This window comes from Vibrio rotiferianus CAIM 577 = LMG 21460, assembly GCF_002741985.1.
Taxonomy (GTDB): domain Bacteria; phylum Pseudomonadota; class Gammaproteobacteria; order Enterobacterales; family Vibrionaceae; genus Vibrio; species Vibrio rotiferianus.
This window is the reverse complement of record NZ_APHW01000025.1, coordinates 34413-52525: the sequence shown is the minus strand read 5'-3', so window position 1 is coordinate 52525 and position 18113 is coordinate 34413. Positions and strand designations below refer to the sequence as shown.

Below are 18113 nucleotides of genomic sequence, written 5' to 3'. Positions count from 1 at the left end.
AAACCGCTTGTTGCGCTGGTAAACGTCGTCGCCTAATACTTGCTTTAGATGTATCAAGCAAAGCTTGCTCTATCCATTCAAGTTGAATGGCATTAACTACAGACTCGTAGTTTTTACCATCCTCTATTGTTTCATGAGCCAAAACCAACTCTTGAGCAAACATAAAAAATCCCCACTAACGTTGTTAGTGGGGATTATCATACGATCCCAAGATCATTCAAGTCTCTAAACCGATCAGCATTAAGGCAATGGCCTCGCTTTTTTTATATCCCAATGTTCTAAAGTTCTAGCAGAGTGTTACTGCCAGCAAGGAGCAGACGTTTAAGTTCGCTACCTGCAAAGCCAAAGGTTAACTCGGGTAAACCTGGTGTATAGAGTAGCTCTTCATGTTGATAGAGTGCCGTATCGACAATGATGATGACGTGCTCCGGCAACCCTATCGGACACACCGCACCGGGTACACAACCTAGCTGCTCAATCATTTCATCGTCACTACAAATCGAAGGCCGCTTACCAGTTATGGCTTTGATTTGTTTGGAGTCTAATCGAGAGTCTTTGTCGGTCAGGTAGACTGCATAACCTTGCCCTTTTAGCTTGAGAAAAAGACTCTTAGTATGAGTGCCGGTCCAACCAAGTTGTGCGGCTACTTTGACGTCGGTTTCGAAGTCGAGAATGGCTTCGTGTTGCCATTCTCGAAAGGGGATAGAGAGCGCGTTGAATCGCTCTCGGTTGAGTTGATAGATTTTTTGCAGTGACTCCATGTCGTGTTTCTTTCCTATTTGTCTTTACCAGTATTTGGTGACTAACTCATTCGCAAGTACAAAAGCGATAGTAAACATCATAGTAGCAACGGCTATATCGATGCCTTTCTTAACTTTTGGTTTTGAGAGTGTTGGACCTAGTTTCGCTGCTCCTAATGATAAGGTGTAGAACCATACAAACGATGCCATGATAGTGCCTATTGCAAAAGCGATGCGATCGTTGCCTTCGAACTGACCACCGATCGAACCTAAGATCACCACAGTATCCAAGTAGAGGTGTGGGTTTAAAACGGTAACCGCCAGTGCGCCAAGAATCACGGTACGGCGACCGCGTGCAACCACTTCACCTTTCGACTCCGAAGCGTCAGCAGGTTTGAATGCACTCTTTAATGACAATAAGCCGTAAACGCTCAAGAAAGCAATGCCACCTAATGTCACCGATGTCAGCAGGATTTCATTTTGTGACAGAATCGCGCCGCCACCGAAAATGCCGAGCGAAATGAAGAGCATATCTAGGATGCTACAGATGGTGGCGGTCGTCAGGTGATGTTGGCGCTTAATACCTTGGTTAAGGACATATGCATTCTGCGCACCGATTGGAATGATCATCGTCGCACCTAAACCGAATCCTTGTAATAACACCCAAAAGCTCACAACACACCTCAAAAATTAGTTATAAAACAACAGAGGAAGGGAAGATAAAGCTTTTATTGAAATAAGTATAATTAATGATTTTAATATATTATTAGCTTTGCTTATCTCGTGGTTTTGGCGTTTATTAGGGAGGAAAACACGTGCGAGGATTGGACTATAAGTGGATAGAAGCTTTAGATGCGGTGGTACATCAGGGGAGTTTTGACCGAGCAGCGGAGCACCTTTTCGTTTCACAATCAGCCATTTCCCAGCGTATCAAGCAACTCGAAAAATATCTTGCTCAGCCGGTTCTTGTTCGCGAGCAACCCCCAAAGCCGACGCCTATTGGTAAGAAGCTGCTTGGACTTTATCGTCGTGTTAGGCTTCTTGAGCATGAAATTCTTCCTGAGCTGAAAAACGACACGTCGACACGTCCTGTCCAATTATCTCTTGCTACCAATGCAGATAGTCTTGCTACTTGGTTATTACCAGCATTACAGGATGTGATGAAACATCGCCAAGTGGAGTTGAAGCTAACTATCTATGGTGAATCGCGATCGATTGAAAAACTTAGAAGTGGTGAGGTAGCTGGGGCGATCAGTCTAGAATCTCAAGCAATACCAGGTTGCCGAGCAGATTATCTTGGACGTATCGATTATGTCTGTGTCGCCAACCCTGAGTTTTATCAACGCTATTTCTCTGAAGGTGTAAACAATCAAACCTTAGCAAAAGCACCTGCGGTGTCTTACGACCAATATGATGATTTACACAAGAAGTTTTTAACCGAACATTTCAATGTCAGGCCAGACAGCGTGATCCACCATAATATCAGTAGCTCTGAAGCTTTCCTTAAGATGGCGTTAGCGGGCGTGGCTTATTGTTTGATTCCCCGATTGCAGATCACTGACGAACTGGAGAAAGGTGAGTTGATCGATATTACGCCGGGCTTTTTGATGTCCTATCGAATTTACTGGCACCATTGGCAATTAGAGACAGGGGTTTTACAGGAAATCTCTAATGCGATTGTGTCATATGCACAGCAAAATTTGCCCCAGTAACATATTATTTACTGAGTCAGGATTGTGTTAGAAGTGATTGATGATGCTTGGATATTCGCCAGAATTACCTATGATGAAATCATATTAATATGGATGGATTTGTATAATGAAACTATCGTCTTACCTGCTCGCTTCAGCATTGAGCTTAACTAGTTTATCTGTCTTTGCGAACGCACCAGAGTTTGCTCACGTAACTACCACTGGATATGGTGAAGTGGTCGCCACCCCTGATATGGCGACTTTTTCGGTAAAAGTCGTTGATACGACAATGACGGCTGAGCAAGCAAAGCAGTCAGTAGACAAGTCGGTTGATGAGTTCTTGAAAAAGTTATCTGATGCAGGCCTTTCAAAAGACAATGTGACGAGTTCGAATCTATATTTGGCGCCGCAATATCATTACCCTAAATCAGGTAAAGCTGAGCTTGTTGGTTACCGTGCATCACGCAGTATCAATGTAAATGTCAATGATCTCGCAAACCTGAATAAGTACTTGGACATGGCGTTAGAGTCCGGTATCAACCAAGTTGATAATATTCAGTTGAAAGTGAGCAACCAGGCTGAGTATCAGCAAAAAGCACGCATGGCAGCAATTAAAGATGCGAAAGAAAAAGCGGCATCATTGGCTGTTGGGTTTGAAAAGAAACTTGGCGATGTTTGGCAGATTTCATATAACCAAATGAATGGACAGCCAATTTTAATGCGATCAATGGCGATGGATGCGAAGCAAAGTTCGAATAGCTATCAAGACTCGACTTTGGTTATTCGTGATCAGGTGGATGTGGTTTACAGACTGAAATAATACTGACCTCAGTAACGATGGCTAGAAAACAAAAGGCAGGGTAACCCTGCCTTTTGTGTATTTACTGGTCAGCAATTAGTGAAGAATACGAGCTCGAATGGTGCCTTCAATGCCCTTTAGTTTCACCAGCGCTTCTTCTGAGCGGTGAGTTTCAACATCAATAACTACATAACCGATATCTGCCGCTGTTTGTAGATACTGACCCGCGATGTTAATGCCTTCTTCTGCGAAGATGGTGTTAATTTGCGTCAAGATACCTGGGCGGTTTTTGTGGATGTGCAATAGACGTGAACATTCACGGTGCTCAGGCAATGATACTTCTGGGAAGTTCACGCTTGATAGCGTTGAGCCGTTATCAGAGTATTTCGCCAGTTTACCCGCAACTTCTATACCGATATTCTCTTGTGCTTCCTGCGTTGAGCCACCTACGTGCGGTGTTAAGATAACGTTGTCGAACTTTTGTAGTGGCGATTCAAATGCATCTTTATTCGTCTTCGGCTCTACAGGGAATACATCAATTGCAGCACCTGAAACATGGCCTGACTCTAGGCTATGGCATAGCGCTGGAATATCAACCACTGTACCGCGAGCTGCGTTGATAAAGATCGCTCCTGGCTTCATGCGAGCAAACTCCTCTTCACCCATCATATTCTTGGTTTCTGGTGTCTCAGGAACATGAAGAGAAATAACGTCACACTTGTTGAGCAATTCGCTCATTGTGTGAACCTGTGTTGCATTACCTAATGACAGCTTATTCTCGATGTCATAGTAGTAGACACGCATCCCCAAGTTTTCTGCAATGATACCTAGCTGAGTACCAATGTGACCATAACCGATGATGCCTAAACGTTTACCGCGCGCTTCGTATGAGCTGTCCGCACTCTTCTTCCAAATGCCACGGTGAGCTAAAGCATTTTTCTCTGGGATACCACGCAGAAGTAATAAAATTTGCCCAAGTACTAGTTCAGCTACGCTTCGAGTATTTGAGAAAGGTGCATTAAATACGGGGATACCACGTTTTGATGCCGCACCTAGATCAACTTGGTTAGTACCGATACAAAAACAGCCAATCGCAACCAGTTTATTTGCCGCATTGATCACTTCTTCCGATAGGTTGGTTCGGGAGCGGATACCGATAAAATGCACGTCTTTAACTGCTTCGATCAGTTCTTCTTCCGAAAGGGAGCCTTTGTGATATTCAATGTTGCTATAACCAGCTGATTGAAGAACTTCAACTGAAGAAGGGTGGAGTCCCTCTAATAAGAGGATCTTAATCTTTTCTTTTTCCAGTGAAACTTTGGCCATTTTTCTCGTCCTTAAATGGAAAGGTGGGCTAATGTGGCGCACATAAAGCAAAACTACTAAAAAGGGGATAATTAACAGTTTTGTCGGAAGACAAACGTTTCCTTGTGCGTCTTCTGTTCAATAAAGTAACAAAAAAAATTTACTTTGGGTAAGAAAATTACGGAATAAGGCATGCTTTTCTTAGAAAAAGGAAGAAAAAACGGCGCCCTAGGGCGCCGTCTGTAATGAAATAACAGAAAATTCAGATCATCTAATGATTTATTCTTCTATTTTCGCACCTTCTGGTGTTCCTGTGATAACCACATCTGCACCACGGTGAGCGAATAGACCAACCGTTACTACACCAGCAATGCCGTTGATCTTGTCTTCCATCTCTTTCGGGTTCGTGATTTGCATGTTGTGCACGTCTAGAATCACGTTGCCGTTATCAGTGATAACACCTTCACGGTATGCAGGATCACCACCGAGCTTCACCAACTCGCGAGCAACGTAAGAGCGTGCCATTGGGATAACTTCTACTGGAAGTGGGAATTGGCCAAGTACGTCAACTGCTTTTGTGCCGTCAACAATACATACGAATTTATCTGAGATAGCCGCCACGATTTTTTCACGCGTTAGTGCTGCGCCACCGCCTTTGATCATGTCACGAGCGGCATTGATTTCATCAGCACCATCAACGTAGACATCGAGTTTAGCTACATCGTTACACTCGTAAACTTCAATACCAAGTTCTTTTAGACGCTCAGTAGAAGCAACAGAGCTAGACACTGCGCCTTTAATATCGTCTTTGATGCTACCTAGGGCATCGATGAAGTGATTCACGGTAGAGCCAGTACCAACACCGACAATGCTGCCTTTTTCAACATATTTAAGTGCTGCCCAACCAGCCGCTTTTTTCATTTCATCTTGAGTCATGCCTATCTCCTGCATAGATGTTCTTTAACGTTTGCGGCGTGATTATAGCGGTAACGTGCTAGATTTCCCATTGCCAGATTTGGCTTGGTGTCACGATCTTTGGCAAAGGAATGTCCCAACTTTCAACTGGCAAGCGCTCAACATGCTGGCAATCGTGGGCGATACCGATAGGTTTTGCACCTTCGCCTGTGCTAAACCAGTGCGAAAGTGTTCGGTCGTAATAGCCGCCGCCCATTCCTAGGCGGTGCCCAACACTGTCAAAGCCTACCAAAGGCGTGCAGATTAAATCGAGTTCGCGAACTGGTTTGATATGGCGAATATCAAGTGCAGGTTCTAATATTCCGTATTTGTTGTACACCAACTGGTCATTATTTAAATACTGCAGGAAGAGTAATTGACCTTTGGAAAAAGGATGAATCACTGGCAGGTAAATCGACTTACCTTGCTGCCATAGCCATTCAATGAGAGGTTTGGTATCTAATTCACCATCAGCAGAAAGATAAATTGCGATGTGCTGTGCGCTTTGTATTTCAGACAATTGTGAGAATTGTTTAAGGAGATCAAGTCCAGCTTGGAACTGAGTATCACTGCACAGTGCGTTGCGTTTTTCGCGGATGAGTTTTCGAAAGTCTTGTCGTGATAGATCTGACATGGAGAGGATACCCCAGGGTGCCGTTGAGGATTGTGGCCCTTGAACCAGCTGGTTCAAGGCGGATCAGCAATGATAACCGTAGGCTTCTCGGTGCATGCCAAGCTTGCTCAATAGCTATCAAGTACTAACCCTTTGGTATTGCTTATCGGCTCAGGGACTTAAATCCTGCTGACGAACACCCCAGGGTAAATTTGGTAATTACTGCTGTCCTTGCTTTACTTTGCTAAGTGCATCGTCTAACGATGCAGTGAGCTCTTCCATTCGCTCAGTGATTTCTTGCTGCTGGCCATTAGCTTCATAGGATTTAGTTTGAAGTTCGTGGCTAATATTCAATGCAGCAAAAGTCAGTAGCTGAATTTCATTGCTTACCTTAGTACGTTCTTTCATCTCGTTCAATCGACGATCGAGATCTTTTGCCGCAGCAATGAGCGATTCTTCTTGTCCAGCAGGACAATTCACTCGTGTCATTTTGCCAAGAATTTCAACGTCGACCGCTTGGTTGCTCATGATGAATAAACTCTGTTATCACGCTATCTAAGGTATTGTTGTCTACAACTACCGAGGGGGAAACTATAGGAAAACCTCTATTAAGATTCAAGCATTTCCCTCGTTAGATTGTTAAATGATGAAGTGATGACACAGGAAATGGGCAAATTGGATAAATGGTGGTCAAATTTGAAATTGATTGCCGTTTCAGCGAACTATGCTTGATGGTAGGATATATCAAAACACGATTATGAAGAATGAGCCAAGATTATGAGTGAAATCACCCTCCCTGAATACCAATCCATCGCTGCTGAGCTAAGTTCCGCAAGTCTTGCAGTAACGCCGGCAGAATTACACGGTTTACTTGTTGGTATGCTAAGCGGTGGATTGGCGATCAACGACCAGACCTGGCAACCAATTTTGTTTGATTACACTAATGATGGCATGGGGTGGCCGACAACCGCACTTGCGTTAGCACAAAGTATATTCAAAGTGACTGTAGATGAACTCACTGGTACGTCAATGGAATTATCTTTGCTGCTTCCTGATGAAGTCGGTGAAGAGGGCTTGTTCGCTTTAGCGGATAGCGTATCAGATTTCGTTAATCACTTTATCTCTGGACTTGGCCTGGCTGGAATTGCCTTGAACAAAGCGTCCGATGATGTAAAAGAGGCATTGGCTGATCTAGAAGAAATCGCGAAGTTAGGCATTGATGAAGATGATGACCTAGGTGAGCAAGCTCAATTGCTAGAACAAGTGATTGAACACATAAAAGCGTGCGTACTTACTATTCATGCTGAATTCGGAGCTCGTCCAGAAAGTAATGAAAACAAACCAACGATTCATTAAACACATCGTTTCCAATCATCGAACAGCTTCTAGAGGTTAGCATGAGGCAATATGACGTTGTAATTGCTGGTGGTGCTATGGCAGGTGCTACGCTTGCATTAGCAATCGATCGTTTATCCAAAGGTGCGCTGCAAATAGCAGTAGTCGAGCCTTTTAAAGCCCTGTCGGAAGAACATCCGGGGTTTGATTCTCGCTCGATTGCCCTGTCTTACGGCACGGTCAATATTCTGCGTCACTTACAGTTGTGGTCTGCCATCGAGCCTTGTGCTACCCCAATTGAACATATTCATGTTTCTGACCGCTCTCATGCGGGAATGACCGAGATTACCAAGCAAGAAGTTGGCGTTGAAGCGCTTGGTTACGTAGTGGAACTCGCCGATGTCGGCCGTGTCTACCAAGATCTTTTAGATAAGAGTGAGGCGATCACTCTGTTTTGCCCTGATTCGGTTGCGAACATCGAGCGTGAGCAAGACAAAGCACACATTGAACTGAGCAGCGGTGAGAAGCTGGAAGCGAAGTTGCTGGTTGCTGCCGATGGCGCAGTATCACAATGTTGTCAGCAAATCGGTTTAGAGCTGTCTGAGCATGATTTCGACCAAGTGGCAGTGATTGCGAATATTGTGACGCAAGAGCCTCATCAAGGTCGCGCTTTTGAACGTTTTACCGAGAATGGTCCCGTCGCACTACTGCCGATGAGTGACAACCGTATGTCGTTAGTGTGGTGTTTGCGTCCTGAAGAGGCGCAAACCGTGGTGAACTTGTCCGATGCAGAGTTTCTTGAGCGCTTGCAGAGCGATTTTGGCTGGCGACTAGGAGCGATGCAAAAAGTTGGACAACGCGCGAGCTACCCACTTCTTCTGCGTCATCGTAAGCAAAACATTTCGCACCGCTTTGCTATTGTCGGCAATGCTGCACAAACGCTACACCCTATTGCAGGGCAAGGCTTCAACCTTGGTATTCGCGATGTGGCATCGCTAGCGGAAGAGCTCGTTAAGCAACGCCAAGATGTAGGCTGTTATCAAGGATTAATGCGATTTAGCCAACGCCGTGAAGACGATCGCAGCGAAACGATTTGGCTAACAAGCTCTCTGGTGCATATTTTCTCAAATGATTTACCTGCGATGCGAATCGGGCGTAACCTTGCCCTCGCAACGATGGATAACCTTTCTACTTTTAAGCAGCCGCTGCTACGCCATACACTTGGCTTAGTGAAACGATAAACGGCAACGAATTAGGTAACAAAAAGCAATGATGCAAAGTGTAGATATCGCCATCATCGGCGGTGGAATGGTAGGTTTAGCATTGGCTGCCGCTTTTAAGGATAGTGACGTGCGTGTAGCCGTTATCGAAGGCGCAGTACCAAACGACACCTTAAATGAACTGCCAGACGTTCGCGTATCGGCGTTAAGTCGTTCAAGTGAAACTATCCTTCGCAACCTTGGTGCATGGCAAGGCATTGAGCAGCGTCGAGCGTCACCGTACTACGCGATGGAAGTATGGGAGCAAGACAGCTTCGCCAATATCGCATTTGATGCGCAAAGCATGGCTCAGCCGGATCTCGGTCATATCGTTGAAAACCGTGTGATTCAGTTAGCGTTGTTAGAGCAAGTACAAAAGCTGGATAACGTAACGCTGTTTATGCCTGCTCGTTGTGCAACACTTGCGGTCGGTGAGCAAGAAAGCTGGCTAACGCTCGACAATGGTCAAGCTATGACAGCTAAGTTGGTCGTTGGTGCAGATGGCGCAAACTCTTGGCTACGTAACCAAATGGATATCCCTCTGACACATTGGGATTACGGTCATAGCGCACTTGTTGCGAACGTAAAAACCGCTGATCCGCACAGCAGCGTTGCGCGCCAGATCTTTACACCGCATGGTCCATTGGCGTTCCTTCCGATGTCTGACCCACACATGTGTTCGATTGTTTGGTCAACCGAACCAAATCGTGCAGAGCAACTGTTGGCGATGAACGAACAAGAGTTCAATAAAGCATTAACTAGTGAGTTTGATGTGCGTTTAGGTTTGTGTGAAGTGGTTGGCGAACGTGCGGCATTCCCACTTAAGATGCGTTACGCACGTGACTTTGTGGTTGAACGCGTGGCGTTGGTTGGCGATGCAGCGCATACCATTCACCCACTTGCAGGGCAGGGGGTAAACCTTGGTTTATTGGATGCAGCTAGCTTAGCACAAGAAGTGTTGGCGTTGTGGAAACAAGGACAAGACATTGGATCCAAACGTAACCTGCGTGGTTACGAACGCTGGCGTAAAGCTGAAGCAGCAAAAATGATAGCGGCAATGCAAGGCTTCCGTGACCTGTTCTCCGGTGAGAATCCTGCCAAGAAGCTGGTTCGTGGTATTGGTTTGAGCCTAGCAGGGCAACTGCCCGGTGCAAAAGACGAAATCATGAAACGTGCATTGGGGTTGAAAGGCAATTTGCCGGAACTAGCGCGTCAATAAACGCCTCTCTCGCTTGGCGAATAAAAGACACAAAAAAGGCTGGTTAATCCAGCCTTTCTTATTACATCGATGTTTTAAGCTAAGCGTATGCGCATCTGAGCTTCATAATCTCTTGGTTAATCTCTTTTACTGCCTGAAAGTGACGCTTCTCAGCTTTCTCTGGCAGTATCAATTTTCCGTTATCAAACTCGAACTTACCGACTCCGTAAATATAGATTCTTCCCTTAAAAAGACGACTTATGTGTTTAGCAATCATACCTGGTGTATAGCGCTTAAACAGTCTCATATTTACTCTTCCTTATCTCTTACCTAGCGTTAGTATTCTACTTTTCTGACGCAAAAATTATTGTGACAGCAATGGTATTAAGTACAGGTTAGAACGATGGCTTTAGATATTTGTGCTGTCATCGACAATTTGACAGTGTCATATCTTATTTAACGTGAGGATTACCCCAAAAAAATATGTACGCCGGAACCAACTTGTTCTCTTTTCTCCTTCAAGTGTGAGCATTAAGCAATAGCTTTGTTACAGAATTAAGAATAGAAGGAAAATGATTGTTTGCTGAAGGTTTTAAATTGGCCATTAGCGTGCACAAACTAAAAGGCTACTCACATAGCAAACGTTTCTTATTTATAGAGTTAGAGATAGAAAGCTGAGGTAAGTTCAAAAAAAAGCCCGCAATGGCGGGCGAATAGTCACAGATGCATTACACAAAAGTGGATATCTGACGTTATGAACATTGTCACTTGGTCAGCAGATTCACTTTACGTTGGCTGAGTTGTTGTTGAAAACTTAACCAACAAATTCAGCATATACGAGTTTTTCACTTGTGACTATTTATGTTTTAAAAATGACTAAAGATTCTCTGGTGTAATCGGAGAGATATGAGTGAGATCACGCAGGAGTGAGAATCCTGCGTTTGATTACATGTTAGCGGCAGATATCAGCCATGGTTGGTTGGCACAATTGGATTAGATCATCGATGGACAGCGCTAAGCCTGCCATGCGATCACCACTACTGATGGTGATTTCTGTTTCTTCGAGCAAGCTTGGGTCGAATACGATCGGCATATAGCGCTTCAATAGCAGTGGAGTGACAGTGCCAATCTTGTACCCTGTTATGGCTTCTACGTCCGCTTGATCAACACACGTCATACGACGACATTGCAGTAGGGCGCGTACTTTCTTTGGATCAACACTGCGGTCACCTGGCGCGCAGGCAAGTGCGTATTGGTTCCCCATATCGCGCAAAAGGATTGCTTTGACCATTTGAGAAGGGCGAATGCCGCGCTGTTGCGCGGCATCTTCAATGGTCATTGCAGGTCTTTGATGAGGAAGAAGGCGGAATTCGATGTTCTGGTCCGCTAAAAACTGCATCAAAGGGGTATGAATGGTATTACTCATCGTCAAGGCTGTACGGTAGCGCTGCGATTTCCCATTCACACTCTGGTTGAGCAACCAAGCGCAGACGAGTGTCATCGTCTAGGTTGTTTGGTAATACAATGAGACCCATCGCTTGGTTGTCGCTGAATTGGTAATGTGTGAGCAATGCGCCTACTGAACGCCAGTTTTCACCAACACTACGCTCCAATTCAATCGCACCTTCACCTAAGGCTTCAGCGGTTGCACCTTTAACAATGTACATTGCACGTTTGTTGGTGCCGCGGTATTTCGCACGTGCTACGGTTTCTTGACCTGTGTAGCAGCCTTTCGTAAAGCTGATACCACCGAGCACTTGTACGTTTAGTGCTTGCGGAATGTGCTCGTTTTGAGCGTCTGCTGCCACGTATGGTAGTGCAGCTTCAATATCGAAACGAGTCCAAAGCTCATTTGTGGTCAGTGTTGCTTGGCTGTTTTCAACTATAGATTGTGCTGCGTCTGCTGTAAGCGCAAGCAACCAACGGTTTGAAGCTACTTTGACAGCTGTGCCGCCTTCAATTGCAAGTACGTCGCCGGAATCAGCATTTAGTGTTGAGATGAACGCATCTGCATTCTCACCAGCAACACCCAGTACTACTTCGCTTGATTCTTCGATGGTCACCTTCGAGAATACCGCGTATTTTTTGATTTCTTTCAGTTCCACTTCAATCGCTGATTTCGGCTGAACCATTGCGTAGCCATCGTTATGGTGGAATAGGCGGAAAACACTCCATACTTTACCTTTCGCATCACAATGTGCACCCAATGTTGATTGGTCTTTCTCGAGAGAAACCACATCGCAAGTAACTTGACCGTGTAGGTAGGACTTCTTGTCGTCACCGACCATGGTGATCATGCCCAGGTTATCCAATAGCGAGATAGACAGCTTAGGTAGTGCGTCTTGTGTCGATAAGTTCAGCGGTGAAAAGCGAGTTTGCCATTCCATGATTACAATGCCTTTTGAAGATATTTTTCAGCTATGTTAATTGCAGAATCGGCATTTGTCAGCACTCAATATACCCACTCAATTTTGAGGTGTTTGACTCAGTTGAACGTTTGTTTACTAAATGCGATCAGGATTTGCAGTGACTTGGCAATATATTGTGACCCGCACACTAGTGACGTCGCACATCCCTTGTTACACTCCGCACTAAGAACTACACATCTATGAAGGAATACTGAATGTACACTGCGGAAGAAAAGGCGCGTATTAAATGGGCTTGTCGTCGTGGCATGCTTGAGCTTGACGTGGTGATTATGCCGTTTTTTGAAGAGTGCTTTGATGCTCTGAGTGAACAAGAGCAGCGTGATTTTGTCTCACTACTAGAATGTGATGATCCAGATCTATTTACGTGGGTAATGGGGCATGGTCGTAGTGAAAACCTAGGTCATGCGTCGATGGTTGATAAAATTGTCGCTCACAACCTCAGCAAAGTTCGTTAATTGCACCGTTACCTCCTCATTAAGTGCCCAAATCTTAAATCTGATGGTTTTATCTGGTTTGGTTTGGGCGACTGTCCTTTCTAATATTCCACTCTCATTATCTATTTATTTGTTATTACTGGTTCTTCAGTATCACTATCGTACTGGCTTTGTGGCAAAGCCTAGCTTAGGCCAGTGGTTTATCCATCGAAATGGCATTGTGAAATGTGAAAGGTTGACCTCTTCATTGATGAAAGTGGATCTATCGGCCAAAGCTCTTAAGGTTACGTTTGTCACTGAATGTGGTAGGCGGGTAAATGTGTGGCGAGATGGGTGTGACGACCGGCAATATCGGCAACTCTGCCTGATTCTCAGACAGTGGCAAAGGGGAGTCAAAGCTCCCGCTTAGTACTATTTGTTAGGAGTTAGGATCGTCGGGCCACTATTTTCTAACTGATTTGGATAATCCAAAGTGTAGTGCAGGCCTCGGCTCTCTTTTCGTTGCATTGCACAGCGCACCATTAACTCAGCCACTTGCAATAGGTTACGCAGTTCTAGCAAGTTGTTTGATACACGGAAATGGCTGTAGTACTCATGCGTCTCTTGTTGCAACATTTGAATTCTACGAAGTGCGCGTTCCAAGCGTTTATCAGTACGCACGATACCCATGTAATCCCACATGAAAAGTCGTAACTCATGCCAGTTGTGTTGGATAATGACTTCTTCGTCGCTGTTGGTTACTTGACTCTCATCCCAGCATGGGAGCTTAGTGGTGATCTGAACCTCGGTATGGTGTTTAAGAATATCTTTGGCTGCTGACCATGCGTACACCACACACTCTAATAGTGAATTTGAAGCCATACGGTTTGCACCATGCAAGCCCGTGTAGCTTACTTCACCAATCGCGTATAGGTTCTTTAGGTCGGTATGGCCGTTTTGATCAACCATTACGCCACCACACGTGTAGTGTGCGGCCGGAACAATTGGGATTGGTTCTTTGGTCATGTCGATGCCCAAATCCATCAATCGAGAGTAGATGGTTGGAAAGTGCTTGGTAATGAAATCAGCAGGCTTATGACTGATGTCTAGGTACATGCAATCGGCACCCAAACGCTTCATCTCAAAGTCTATAGCGCGAGCGACGACATCTCGTGGAGCAAGTTCTTTACGTTCATCGAAGTCCGGCATAAAGCGAGATCCATCTGGTCGACGTAAATATGCACCTTCTCCACGTAGAGCCTCGGTTAGCAGGAAGTTACGCGCTTCTGGGTGGTAAAGACAGGTTGGGTGGAACTGGTTGAATTCCATATTAGCTACACGACAACCTGCTCGCCATGCGATGGCAATGCCGTCCCCGGAAGATACATCTGGATTAGAGGTGTATTGGTAAACTTTTGAAGCACCGCCAGTGGCAAGTACCACAAACTTTGCTTTAACAGTTTCTACCTGTTCTTCGTTACGGTTCCAAATGTAAGCACCGATAACTTTGCTCTTGTCTCCCCCGACTTTATCTTCAGTGATCAAGTCGAGCGCGTTATGACGCTCAAAGACATGAATGTTTGGGTGATTGTGTGCGTTGTCTTGCAATGATGTTTGCATTGCCATACCAGTTGCATCGGCAGCGTGCAAAATACGGCGACGGCTGTGACCGCCTTCGCGAGTTAAGTGATAACGTGGTTCATCGTCGGAGTCATCATCTTCACGATCGAACGGCACGCCACCATCGATTAACCACTGAACGCACTCTTTGGAATTTTCGGCGATAAATTTTACAGTATCTTCATCACAGATACCGTCACCCGCGATTTGGGTGTCTTCTACATGAGATTCGATAGTATCGGATTCATCAAATACTGCTGCGATACCACCTTGAGCATAATACGTTGCGCCTTCACTTCGTGGGCCTTTGCTCAATACGATAACCTTACAGTGGTTGGCAACTCGCAATGCTAACGACAAGCCTGCGGCACCACTCCCTACCACTAACACATCACATTCGTGTTCACGGTTCATGTTCATAAAACTTTTCTGATCCCAAGCTAAGGTAAAAGGGTTACCTTGTGTATTGTTTGCACTTCATGTGCATTCCATGTTTACGACATCCGTCGCCAAAAGGCTAAAATCATTGCAAATGTTATTGGTGGCTTGAGCCACTCTTCTTTCTTTGTGTAATTACGTACGCTTTGTTTGTAATCACAGGGCGCAGACGCTCTCTAATTGGAGGTCTTGCCTTGTTTGCTTTAGCTATGCAAATGAAAAGTAATAGTTTGTCAACGCCATTGCTTTTCTGAACTTGACCCAGCACAATCTAGGGTAAAGTTCGTCCATTATACCAAGTCACACTCAGATGCATGCCTGTTAGCGCATCGTGTAAGCAGGGCTTTGGGAGCGTAATAGGATATCGACATCACGTTGTGAAATTGCCATGACGAAAAAATTGAAAAACCATGGAACTTCTCATTCACACCAGAGTCACAATAGTGCTCAAGTAAGCAGTGGTGTCAATACTACGTTTTGCATAATTAGTACCCATATCTGAGAAGAGTAGGGGCATAACAAATAGGAGTATCCGCTCGAATGAACGAGCAGCTGACCGATCAAGTATTGATTGAGCGAGTTCAGAATGGCGATAAGCAAGCATTCAACCTGCTGGTAACTAAGTACCAGAACAAGGTATGTAACCTTATTTCCAGATACGTAAGTAATCCTGGTGATGTTCCAGATGTAGCACAAGAAGCATTTATTAAAGCTTACCGAGCTATCCCGAGTTTTCGTGGAGAAAGTGCGTTCTACACATGGTTGTACCGCATTGCTGTGAATACTGCGAAAAATCACATCGTAGCTCAGGGGCGCAGACCTCCAGCAACGGATGTTGATGCTGAAGAAGCTGAATTTTATGAGACAGGTAACGCTTTAAAAGAAATTTCGAACCCTGAGAACTTAACGTTGTCCAAAGAATTGCAACGGGTAGTGTTCAGTGCAATTGAAGCTTTACCTGAAGATTTAAAGACAGCAATGACTCTACGTGAGCTAGACGGCTTAAGTTATGAGGAAATTGCTGAAGTAATGGATTGCCCGGTGGGAACGGTACGCTCTCGTATCTTCCGTGCTCGTGAAGCGGTGGAAAAGAAAATCAAACCTCTTTTACAGCGCTAGTACAAGTTAACTATGGTGAAAATAATGGCTGACAAAGAAAAACTTTCAGCTCTCATGGATGGTGAACTGGTCGATAAGGCTCTTATCAAAGAGATAGAGCAAGACCATGATAGTCTAGAGGCTTGGCAACATTATCATCTGATTGGTGATGTCATGCGAGGTGAAGCACCAGCAAAGCCTGAGTGGAATATTGCTGAAAGCGTAGCGTTAGCATTAGAAGATGAGCCAGCACATCGTGCCATCGATACGCACAGTGCCAACGTAATCTCAATTGGTGATGCACCTAGAGAGTCACAACCTGAACCACAACAAGCTAAGCGTCAGCTTCCTGCTTGGTTAACGCAGTTTGGTCAAGTTGCAGTGGCTGCCTGTGTGTCTTTAGCGGTGATACTCGGTGTTCAGCAATATGGAGGGAGCGATCCGTCACTTCCGCAAGCTGAACAATTACCAGTCTTGCAGACTATTCCATTTGCCGGTAGTGCAGAACCAGTGAGTTTAACTCGTGAATCCGTAGAGCGTTCTGTTGGTGAAGCGAATATGCAAGAGCAACGTAAACGCGTTCATGCTATGCTGCGTGACTACGAATTGCAGTTAAGAATTAACAGTGAAGCTTCTGAGCAAGGTGCTTCCCTGACTCCGGATATTGAATGAAGAAACTTCTGATCAGCGCTTGCGCTCTGTTCAGTATGATGACTCCACAAGCCTTTGCTGGTGACAAGCCAGCGGAGGCTTTATTGCATCAAATGAGCGAAGCGAGCCAAACCCTAAGCTACGAGCTCTCATACATCCTTATCAAAAAGAACAGCATCGAGCCTTTGTTGTATCGTCATGCGCCACATGGTGAAGAGCAATATGCTCACTTAGTCTATCTAAGTGGTCCTGTACGTGAAGTGATTAGACGTGGGCGAGAAGTCAGTTATGTCGAGACTGGTGCAGAACCTTTTACCATTGAATCAGGTAAAATGGTGGCTCCGATCATGCCTATGCTGAACACTGACATCGATGAGCTCAATTTGTATTATGACTATGTACAAATCGGCCGAGCGCGAGAAGCGGGAGTACCTACACAAGTACTGAGAATTGTACCGAAAGATGGCTTACGTTATTCATATGTGCTTTGGATAGATGAAAAAAGTAAATTGCCTTTGCGTGCTGATTTAGTTGATCGTGATGGTGAGATGCTTGAGCAGTACAGGGCGATTTCTTACACGGTAAATCCAAAAATTGCCGAGTTAATGAGTGGCCTACAAGATGTTCAATTGCCAGCCGTATTAACAATGCCAAAAGGCGATATAGGTACGAGTAATTGGCATGTTGGTTGGACGCCAGAAGGTTTTCAGCCTAACGAGTTGAACCGCTACCGCATGGCTGTGACAGACCAAATGGTGGAGAGCCAACTATATTCTGATGGCTTATTCAACTTCTCTGTTTATGTTGCTAAAAAAGACCAGCACTCCTTAAAGGGACAACTGGTTCGTCAAGGTCGTCGTACATTGCATAGCTTCATTAAAGGTGAACATGAGATTTCTGTTGTTGGTGATATTCCCCCTGCAACAGCGCAAAGAATTGCGCAGTCGGTTACTTTTGATGTAACAAAGAGTGAACAACCATGATGACTGCACTTGCTACCGTGACGGGTGTTCATCGTCACGGTCAGCAATATGATATCGATCTTAGCTGCGAGCAACAAACCAGTTGCAGCAGCTGTTCGTCGCAAAAAAGTTGTGGCACAGGCGTGGTGACCAAAGCAATGGGAAATAAAACATTGTCATGGCATTTGCGCACTCGAAAGTCCGTTAAAGTTGGTCAGGTTGTGGAAATAGGTTTTCCTGAATCAAGCCTTATCAAATCAGCCATGGCAGTCTACCTCCTCCCTCTTTTTGGTTTGATTATTGGCGCTATTATCGGCCACTTCCTGTTAGCGCCTCTTACCTCTGGTGGTGAGGGAATCGTCATTCTATCTTCAGTGCTATTTGCTGCTGGTGGTATGTGGCTTGCAAAACGCGTGTCACGTCCACTGGAAGACGAGTCAAAACGGCAAGTTACTTTGATTCGAGTTCTTGGTGAGCCCATTCAATGAGTCCTACACTCTAAATAAGGTGCGCCCGTTAACGAAATTGGGTAGAATCTGCCAACTTGATTGAAATGCCGTCAAACGACAGCTTTCTTATGTCCCTATTTGTAAAGAGTTAGTCACCCA

At 45.1% G+C, this 18113-nt stretch carries 20 protein-coding genes, 1 other RNA gene and 1 pseudogene; 10 read left to right on the top strand and 12 right to left on the bottom strand.

Annotated elements, in window-relative coordinates; genetic code table 11:
• The 3 genes and pseudogenes from B853_RS12710 to B853_RS12700 all read right to left on the bottom strand — a co-directional run.
• Positions 1-163: pseudogene (locus B853_RS12710) on the bottom strand (transposase domain-containing protein); the annotation flags it as partial.
• Between the two features lie 115 nt (positions 164-278).
• Entirely contained in the window at positions 279-761 is a 483-nt protein-coding gene (locus B853_RS12705; protein WP_038885696.1) for a YbaK/EbsC family protein, read from the bottom strand.
• A gap of 24 nt (positions 762-785) precedes the next feature.
• Entirely contained in the window at positions 786-1415 is a 630-nt protein-coding gene (locus B853_RS12700; protein ID WP_038885697.1) for a LysE/ArgO family amino acid transporter, read from the bottom strand.
• A gap of 140 nt (positions 1416-1555) precedes the next feature.
• On the opposite strand from B853_RS12700, the gene B853_RS12695 reads away from it, so the two are divergent.
• Both B853_RS12695 and B853_RS12690 read left to right on the top strand, forming a co-directional pair.
• Positions 1556-2452, top strand: a complete 897-nt coding sequence (locus B853_RS12695) for a LysR family transcriptional regulator ArgP (protein ID WP_038885699.1) — start codon at positions 1556-1558, stop codon at positions 2450-2452.
• 106 nt (positions 2453-2558) lie between these two features.
• Positions 2559-3251, top strand: a complete 693-nt coding sequence (locus B853_RS12690; protein WP_038885700.1) for an oxidative stress defense protein — start codon at positions 2559-2561, stop codon at positions 3249-3251.
• A 75-nt stretch (positions 3252-3326) separates the two neighbouring features.
• Here B853_RS12690 and serA read toward each other — a convergent pair whose 3' ends face one another.
• From serA to B853_RS12665, 5 genes are all read right to left on the bottom strand, one after another.
• Positions 3327-4556: a phosphoglycerate dehydrogenase gene (gene serA, locus B853_RS12685; protein ID WP_038885702.1), complete on the bottom strand. Its 1230-nt coding sequence runs from the start codon at positions 4554-4556 to the stop codon at positions 3327-3329.
• A 258-nt stretch (positions 4557-4814) separates the two neighbouring features.
• The gene (rpiA, locus tag B853_RS12680; protein WP_010450312.1) at positions 4815-5471 is read right to left on the bottom strand and encodes a ribose-5-phosphate isomerase RpiA; all 657 of its coding nucleotides are present in this window, start codon (positions 5469-5471) and stop codon (positions 4815-4817) included.
• Positions 5472-5529: 58 nt separating this feature from the next.
• Entirely contained in the window at positions 5530-6123 is a 594-nt protein-coding gene (locus B853_RS12675; protein WP_010450309.1) for a 5-formyltetrahydrofolate cyclo-ligase, read from the bottom strand.
• A 5-nt stretch (positions 6124-6128) separates the two neighbouring features.
• Positions 6129-6313, bottom strand: a non-coding RNA gene (gene ssrS, locus B853_RS12670) — 6S RNA.
• 8 nt (positions 6314-6321) lie between these two features.
• Positions 6322-6630 carry a cell division protein ZapA gene (locus B853_RS12665; protein ID WP_010450307.1) on the bottom strand — a complete coding sequence of 103 codons (309 nt, stop codon included), beginning with the start codon at positions 6628-6630 and terminating at the stop codon, positions 6322-6324.
• Positions 6631-6879: 249 nt separating this feature from the next.
• Here B853_RS12665 and B853_RS12660 point away from each other — a divergent pair, with 249 nt between their 5' ends.
• Genes B853_RS12660 through B853_RS12650 form a run of 3 tightly spaced genes read left to right on the top strand, consistent with a single transcriptional unit; the run spans position 6880 to position 9915 of the window.
• Positions 6880-7458, top strand: a complete 579-nt coding sequence (locus tag B853_RS12660) for a YecA/YgfB family protein (RefSeq protein WP_010450305.1) — start codon at positions 6880-6882, stop codon at positions 7456-7458.
• A 41-nt stretch (positions 7459-7499) separates the two neighbouring features.
• Positions 7500-8678 (top strand): 2-octaprenyl-6-methoxyphenyl hydroxylase, encoded by a 1179-nt coding sequence (gene ubiH, locus B853_RS12655; protein WP_038885703.1) that lies wholly within the window; start codon positions 7500-7502, stop codon positions 8676-8678.
• A gap of 28 nt (positions 8679-8706) precedes the next feature.
• Positions 8707-9915 (top strand): FAD-dependent 2-octaprenylphenol hydroxylase, encoded by a 1209-nt coding sequence (locus B853_RS12650; protein ID WP_038885705.1) that lies wholly within the window; start codon positions 8707-8709, stop codon positions 9913-9915.
• 79 nt (positions 9916-9994) lie between these two features.
• Here the strand turns inward: B853_RS12650 and B853_RS12645 are convergent, their stop codons facing one another.
• The 3 genes from B853_RS12645 to ygfZ form a co-directional block, all read right to left on the bottom strand.
• Positions 9995-10201, bottom strand: a complete 207-nt coding sequence (locus B853_RS12645; protein WP_005531630.1) for a DUF1107 domain-containing protein — start codon at positions 10199-10201, stop codon at positions 9995-9997.
• Between the two features lie 645 nt (positions 10202-10846).
• Positions 10847-11320 (bottom strand): aminoacyl-tRNA deacylase, encoded by a 474-nt coding sequence (locus B853_RS12640; protein WP_010450296.1) that lies wholly within the window; start codon positions 11318-11320, stop codon positions 10847-10849.
• Positions 11313-12281, bottom strand: coding sequence for a tRNA-modifying protein YgfZ (gene ygfZ / locus B853_RS12635; RefSeq protein ID WP_038885706.1), 969 nt, complete (start codon positions 12279-12281; stop codon positions 11313-11315). The genes B853_RS12640 and ygfZ overlap by 8 nt, the downstream gene beginning before the upstream one ends.
• Positions 12282-12517: 236 nt before the next feature.
• On the opposite strand from ygfZ, the gene B853_RS12630 reads away from it, so the two are divergent.
• The gene (locus B853_RS12630; protein WP_010450292.1) at positions 12518-12778 is read left to right on the top strand and encodes an FAD assembly factor SdhE; all 261 of its coding nucleotides are present in this window, start codon (positions 12518-12520) and stop codon (positions 12776-12778) included.
• A 390-nt stretch (positions 12779-13168) separates the two neighbouring features.
• Here B853_RS12630 and nadB read toward each other — a convergent pair whose 3' ends face one another.
• Positions 13169-14776: an L-aspartate oxidase gene (nadB, locus tag B853_RS12620; protein ID WP_010450290.1), complete on the bottom strand. Its 1608-nt coding sequence runs from the start codon at positions 14774-14776 to the stop codon at positions 13169-13171.
• A 558-nt stretch (positions 14777-15334) separates the two neighbouring features.
• Between nadB and rpoE the strand changes: the two genes are divergently transcribed.
• Genes rpoE through B853_RS12600 form a run of 4 tightly spaced genes read left to right on the top strand, consistent with a single transcriptional unit; the run spans position 15335 to position 17993 of the window.
• Positions 15335-15913: an RNA polymerase sigma factor RpoE gene (gene rpoE, locus B853_RS12615; RefSeq protein ID WP_005449784.1), complete on the top strand. Its 579-nt coding sequence runs from the start codon at positions 15335-15337 to the stop codon at positions 15911-15913.
• Between the two features lie 24 nt (positions 15914-15937).
• Positions 15938-16564 carry a sigma-E factor negative regulatory protein gene (locus tag B853_RS12610; RefSeq protein ID WP_010450288.1) on the top strand — a complete coding sequence of 209 codons (627 nt, stop codon included), beginning with the start codon at positions 15938-15940 and terminating at the stop codon, positions 16562-16564.
• Complete coding sequence (gene rseB / locus B853_RS12605; RefSeq protein ID WP_010450286.1) at positions 16561-17526, top strand: sigma-E factor regulatory protein RseB; 966 nt, start codon at positions 16561-16563, stop codon at positions 17524-17526. Before B853_RS12610 ends, rseB begins: the two co-directional genes overlap by 4 nt.
• On the top strand, positions 17523-17993 hold the full coding sequence (locus tag B853_RS12600) for a SoxR reducing system RseC family protein (RefSeq protein ID WP_010450284.1): 471 nt from the start codon (positions 17523-17525) through the stop codon (positions 17991-17993). Before rseB ends, B853_RS12600 begins: the two co-directional genes overlap by 4 nt.
• Positions 17994-18113 lie beyond the last annotated feature (120 nt).

Coding starts and splice junctions, on each gene's coding strand:
- B853_RS12650 (WP_038885705.1), top strand. CDS start 8,707: ATGATGCAAAGTGTAGATATCGCCATCATCGGCGGTGGAATGGTAGGT.
- B853_RS12645 (WP_005531630.1), bottom strand. CDS start 10,201: ATGAGACTGTTTAAGCGCTATACACCAGGTATGATTGCTAAACACATA.
- B853_RS12640 (WP_010450296.1), bottom strand. CDS start 11,320: ATGAGTAATACCATTCATACCCCTTTGATGCAGTTTTTAGCGGACCAG.
- B853_RS12610 (WP_010450288.1), top strand. CDS start 15,938: ATGGCTGACAAAGAAAAACTTTCAGCTCTCATGGATGGTGAACTGGTC.
- B853_RS12630 (WP_010450292.1), top strand. CDS start 12,518: ATGTACACTGCGGAAGAAAAGGCGCGTATTAAATGGGCTTGTCGTCGT.
- B853_RS12660 (WP_010450305.1), top strand. CDS start 6,880: ATGAGTGAAATCACCCTCCCTGAATACCAATCCATCGCTGCTGAGCTA.
- B853_RS12705 (WP_038885696.1), bottom strand. CDS start 761: ATGGAGTCACTGCAAAAAATCTATCAACTCAACCGAGAGCGATTCAAC.
- serA (WP_038885702.1), bottom strand. CDS start 4,556: ATGGCCAAAGTTTCACTGGAAAAAGAAAAGATTAAGATCCTCTTATTA.
- B853_RS12600 (WP_010450284.1), top strand. CDS start 17,523: ATGATGACTGCACTTGCTACCGTGACGGGTGTTCATCGTCACGGTCAG.
- B853_RS12675 (WP_010450309.1), bottom strand. CDS start 6,123: ATGTCAGATCTATCACGACAAGACTTTCGAAAACTCATCCGCGAAAAA.
- B853_RS12690 (WP_038885700.1), top strand. CDS start 2,559: ATGAAACTATCGTCTTACCTGCTCGCTTCAGCATTGAGCTTAACTAGT.
- B853_RS12665 (WP_010450307.1), bottom strand. CDS start 6,630: ATGAGCAACCAAGCGGTCGACGTTGAAATTCTTGGCAAAATGACACGA.
- ygfZ (WP_038885706.1), bottom strand. CDS start 12,281: ATGGAATGGCAAACTCGCTTTTCACCGCTGAACTTATCGACACAAGAC.
- rpoE (WP_005449784.1), top strand. CDS start 15,335: ATGAACGAGCAGCTGACCGATCAAGTATTGATTGAGCGAGTTCAGAAT.
- nadB (WP_010450290.1), bottom strand. CDS start 14,776: ATGAACATGAACCGTGAACACGAATGTGATGTGTTAGTGGTAGGGAGT.
- ubiH (WP_038885703.1), top strand. CDS start 7,500: ATGAGGCAATATGACGTTGTAATTGCTGGTGGTGCTATGGCAGGTGCT.
- rpiA (WP_010450312.1), bottom strand. CDS start 5,471: ATGACTCAAGATGAAATGAAAAAAGCGGCTGGTTGGGCAGCACTTAAA.
- rseB (WP_010450286.1), top strand. CDS start 16,561: ATGAAGAAACTTCTGATCAGCGCTTGCGCTCTGTTCAGTATGATGACT.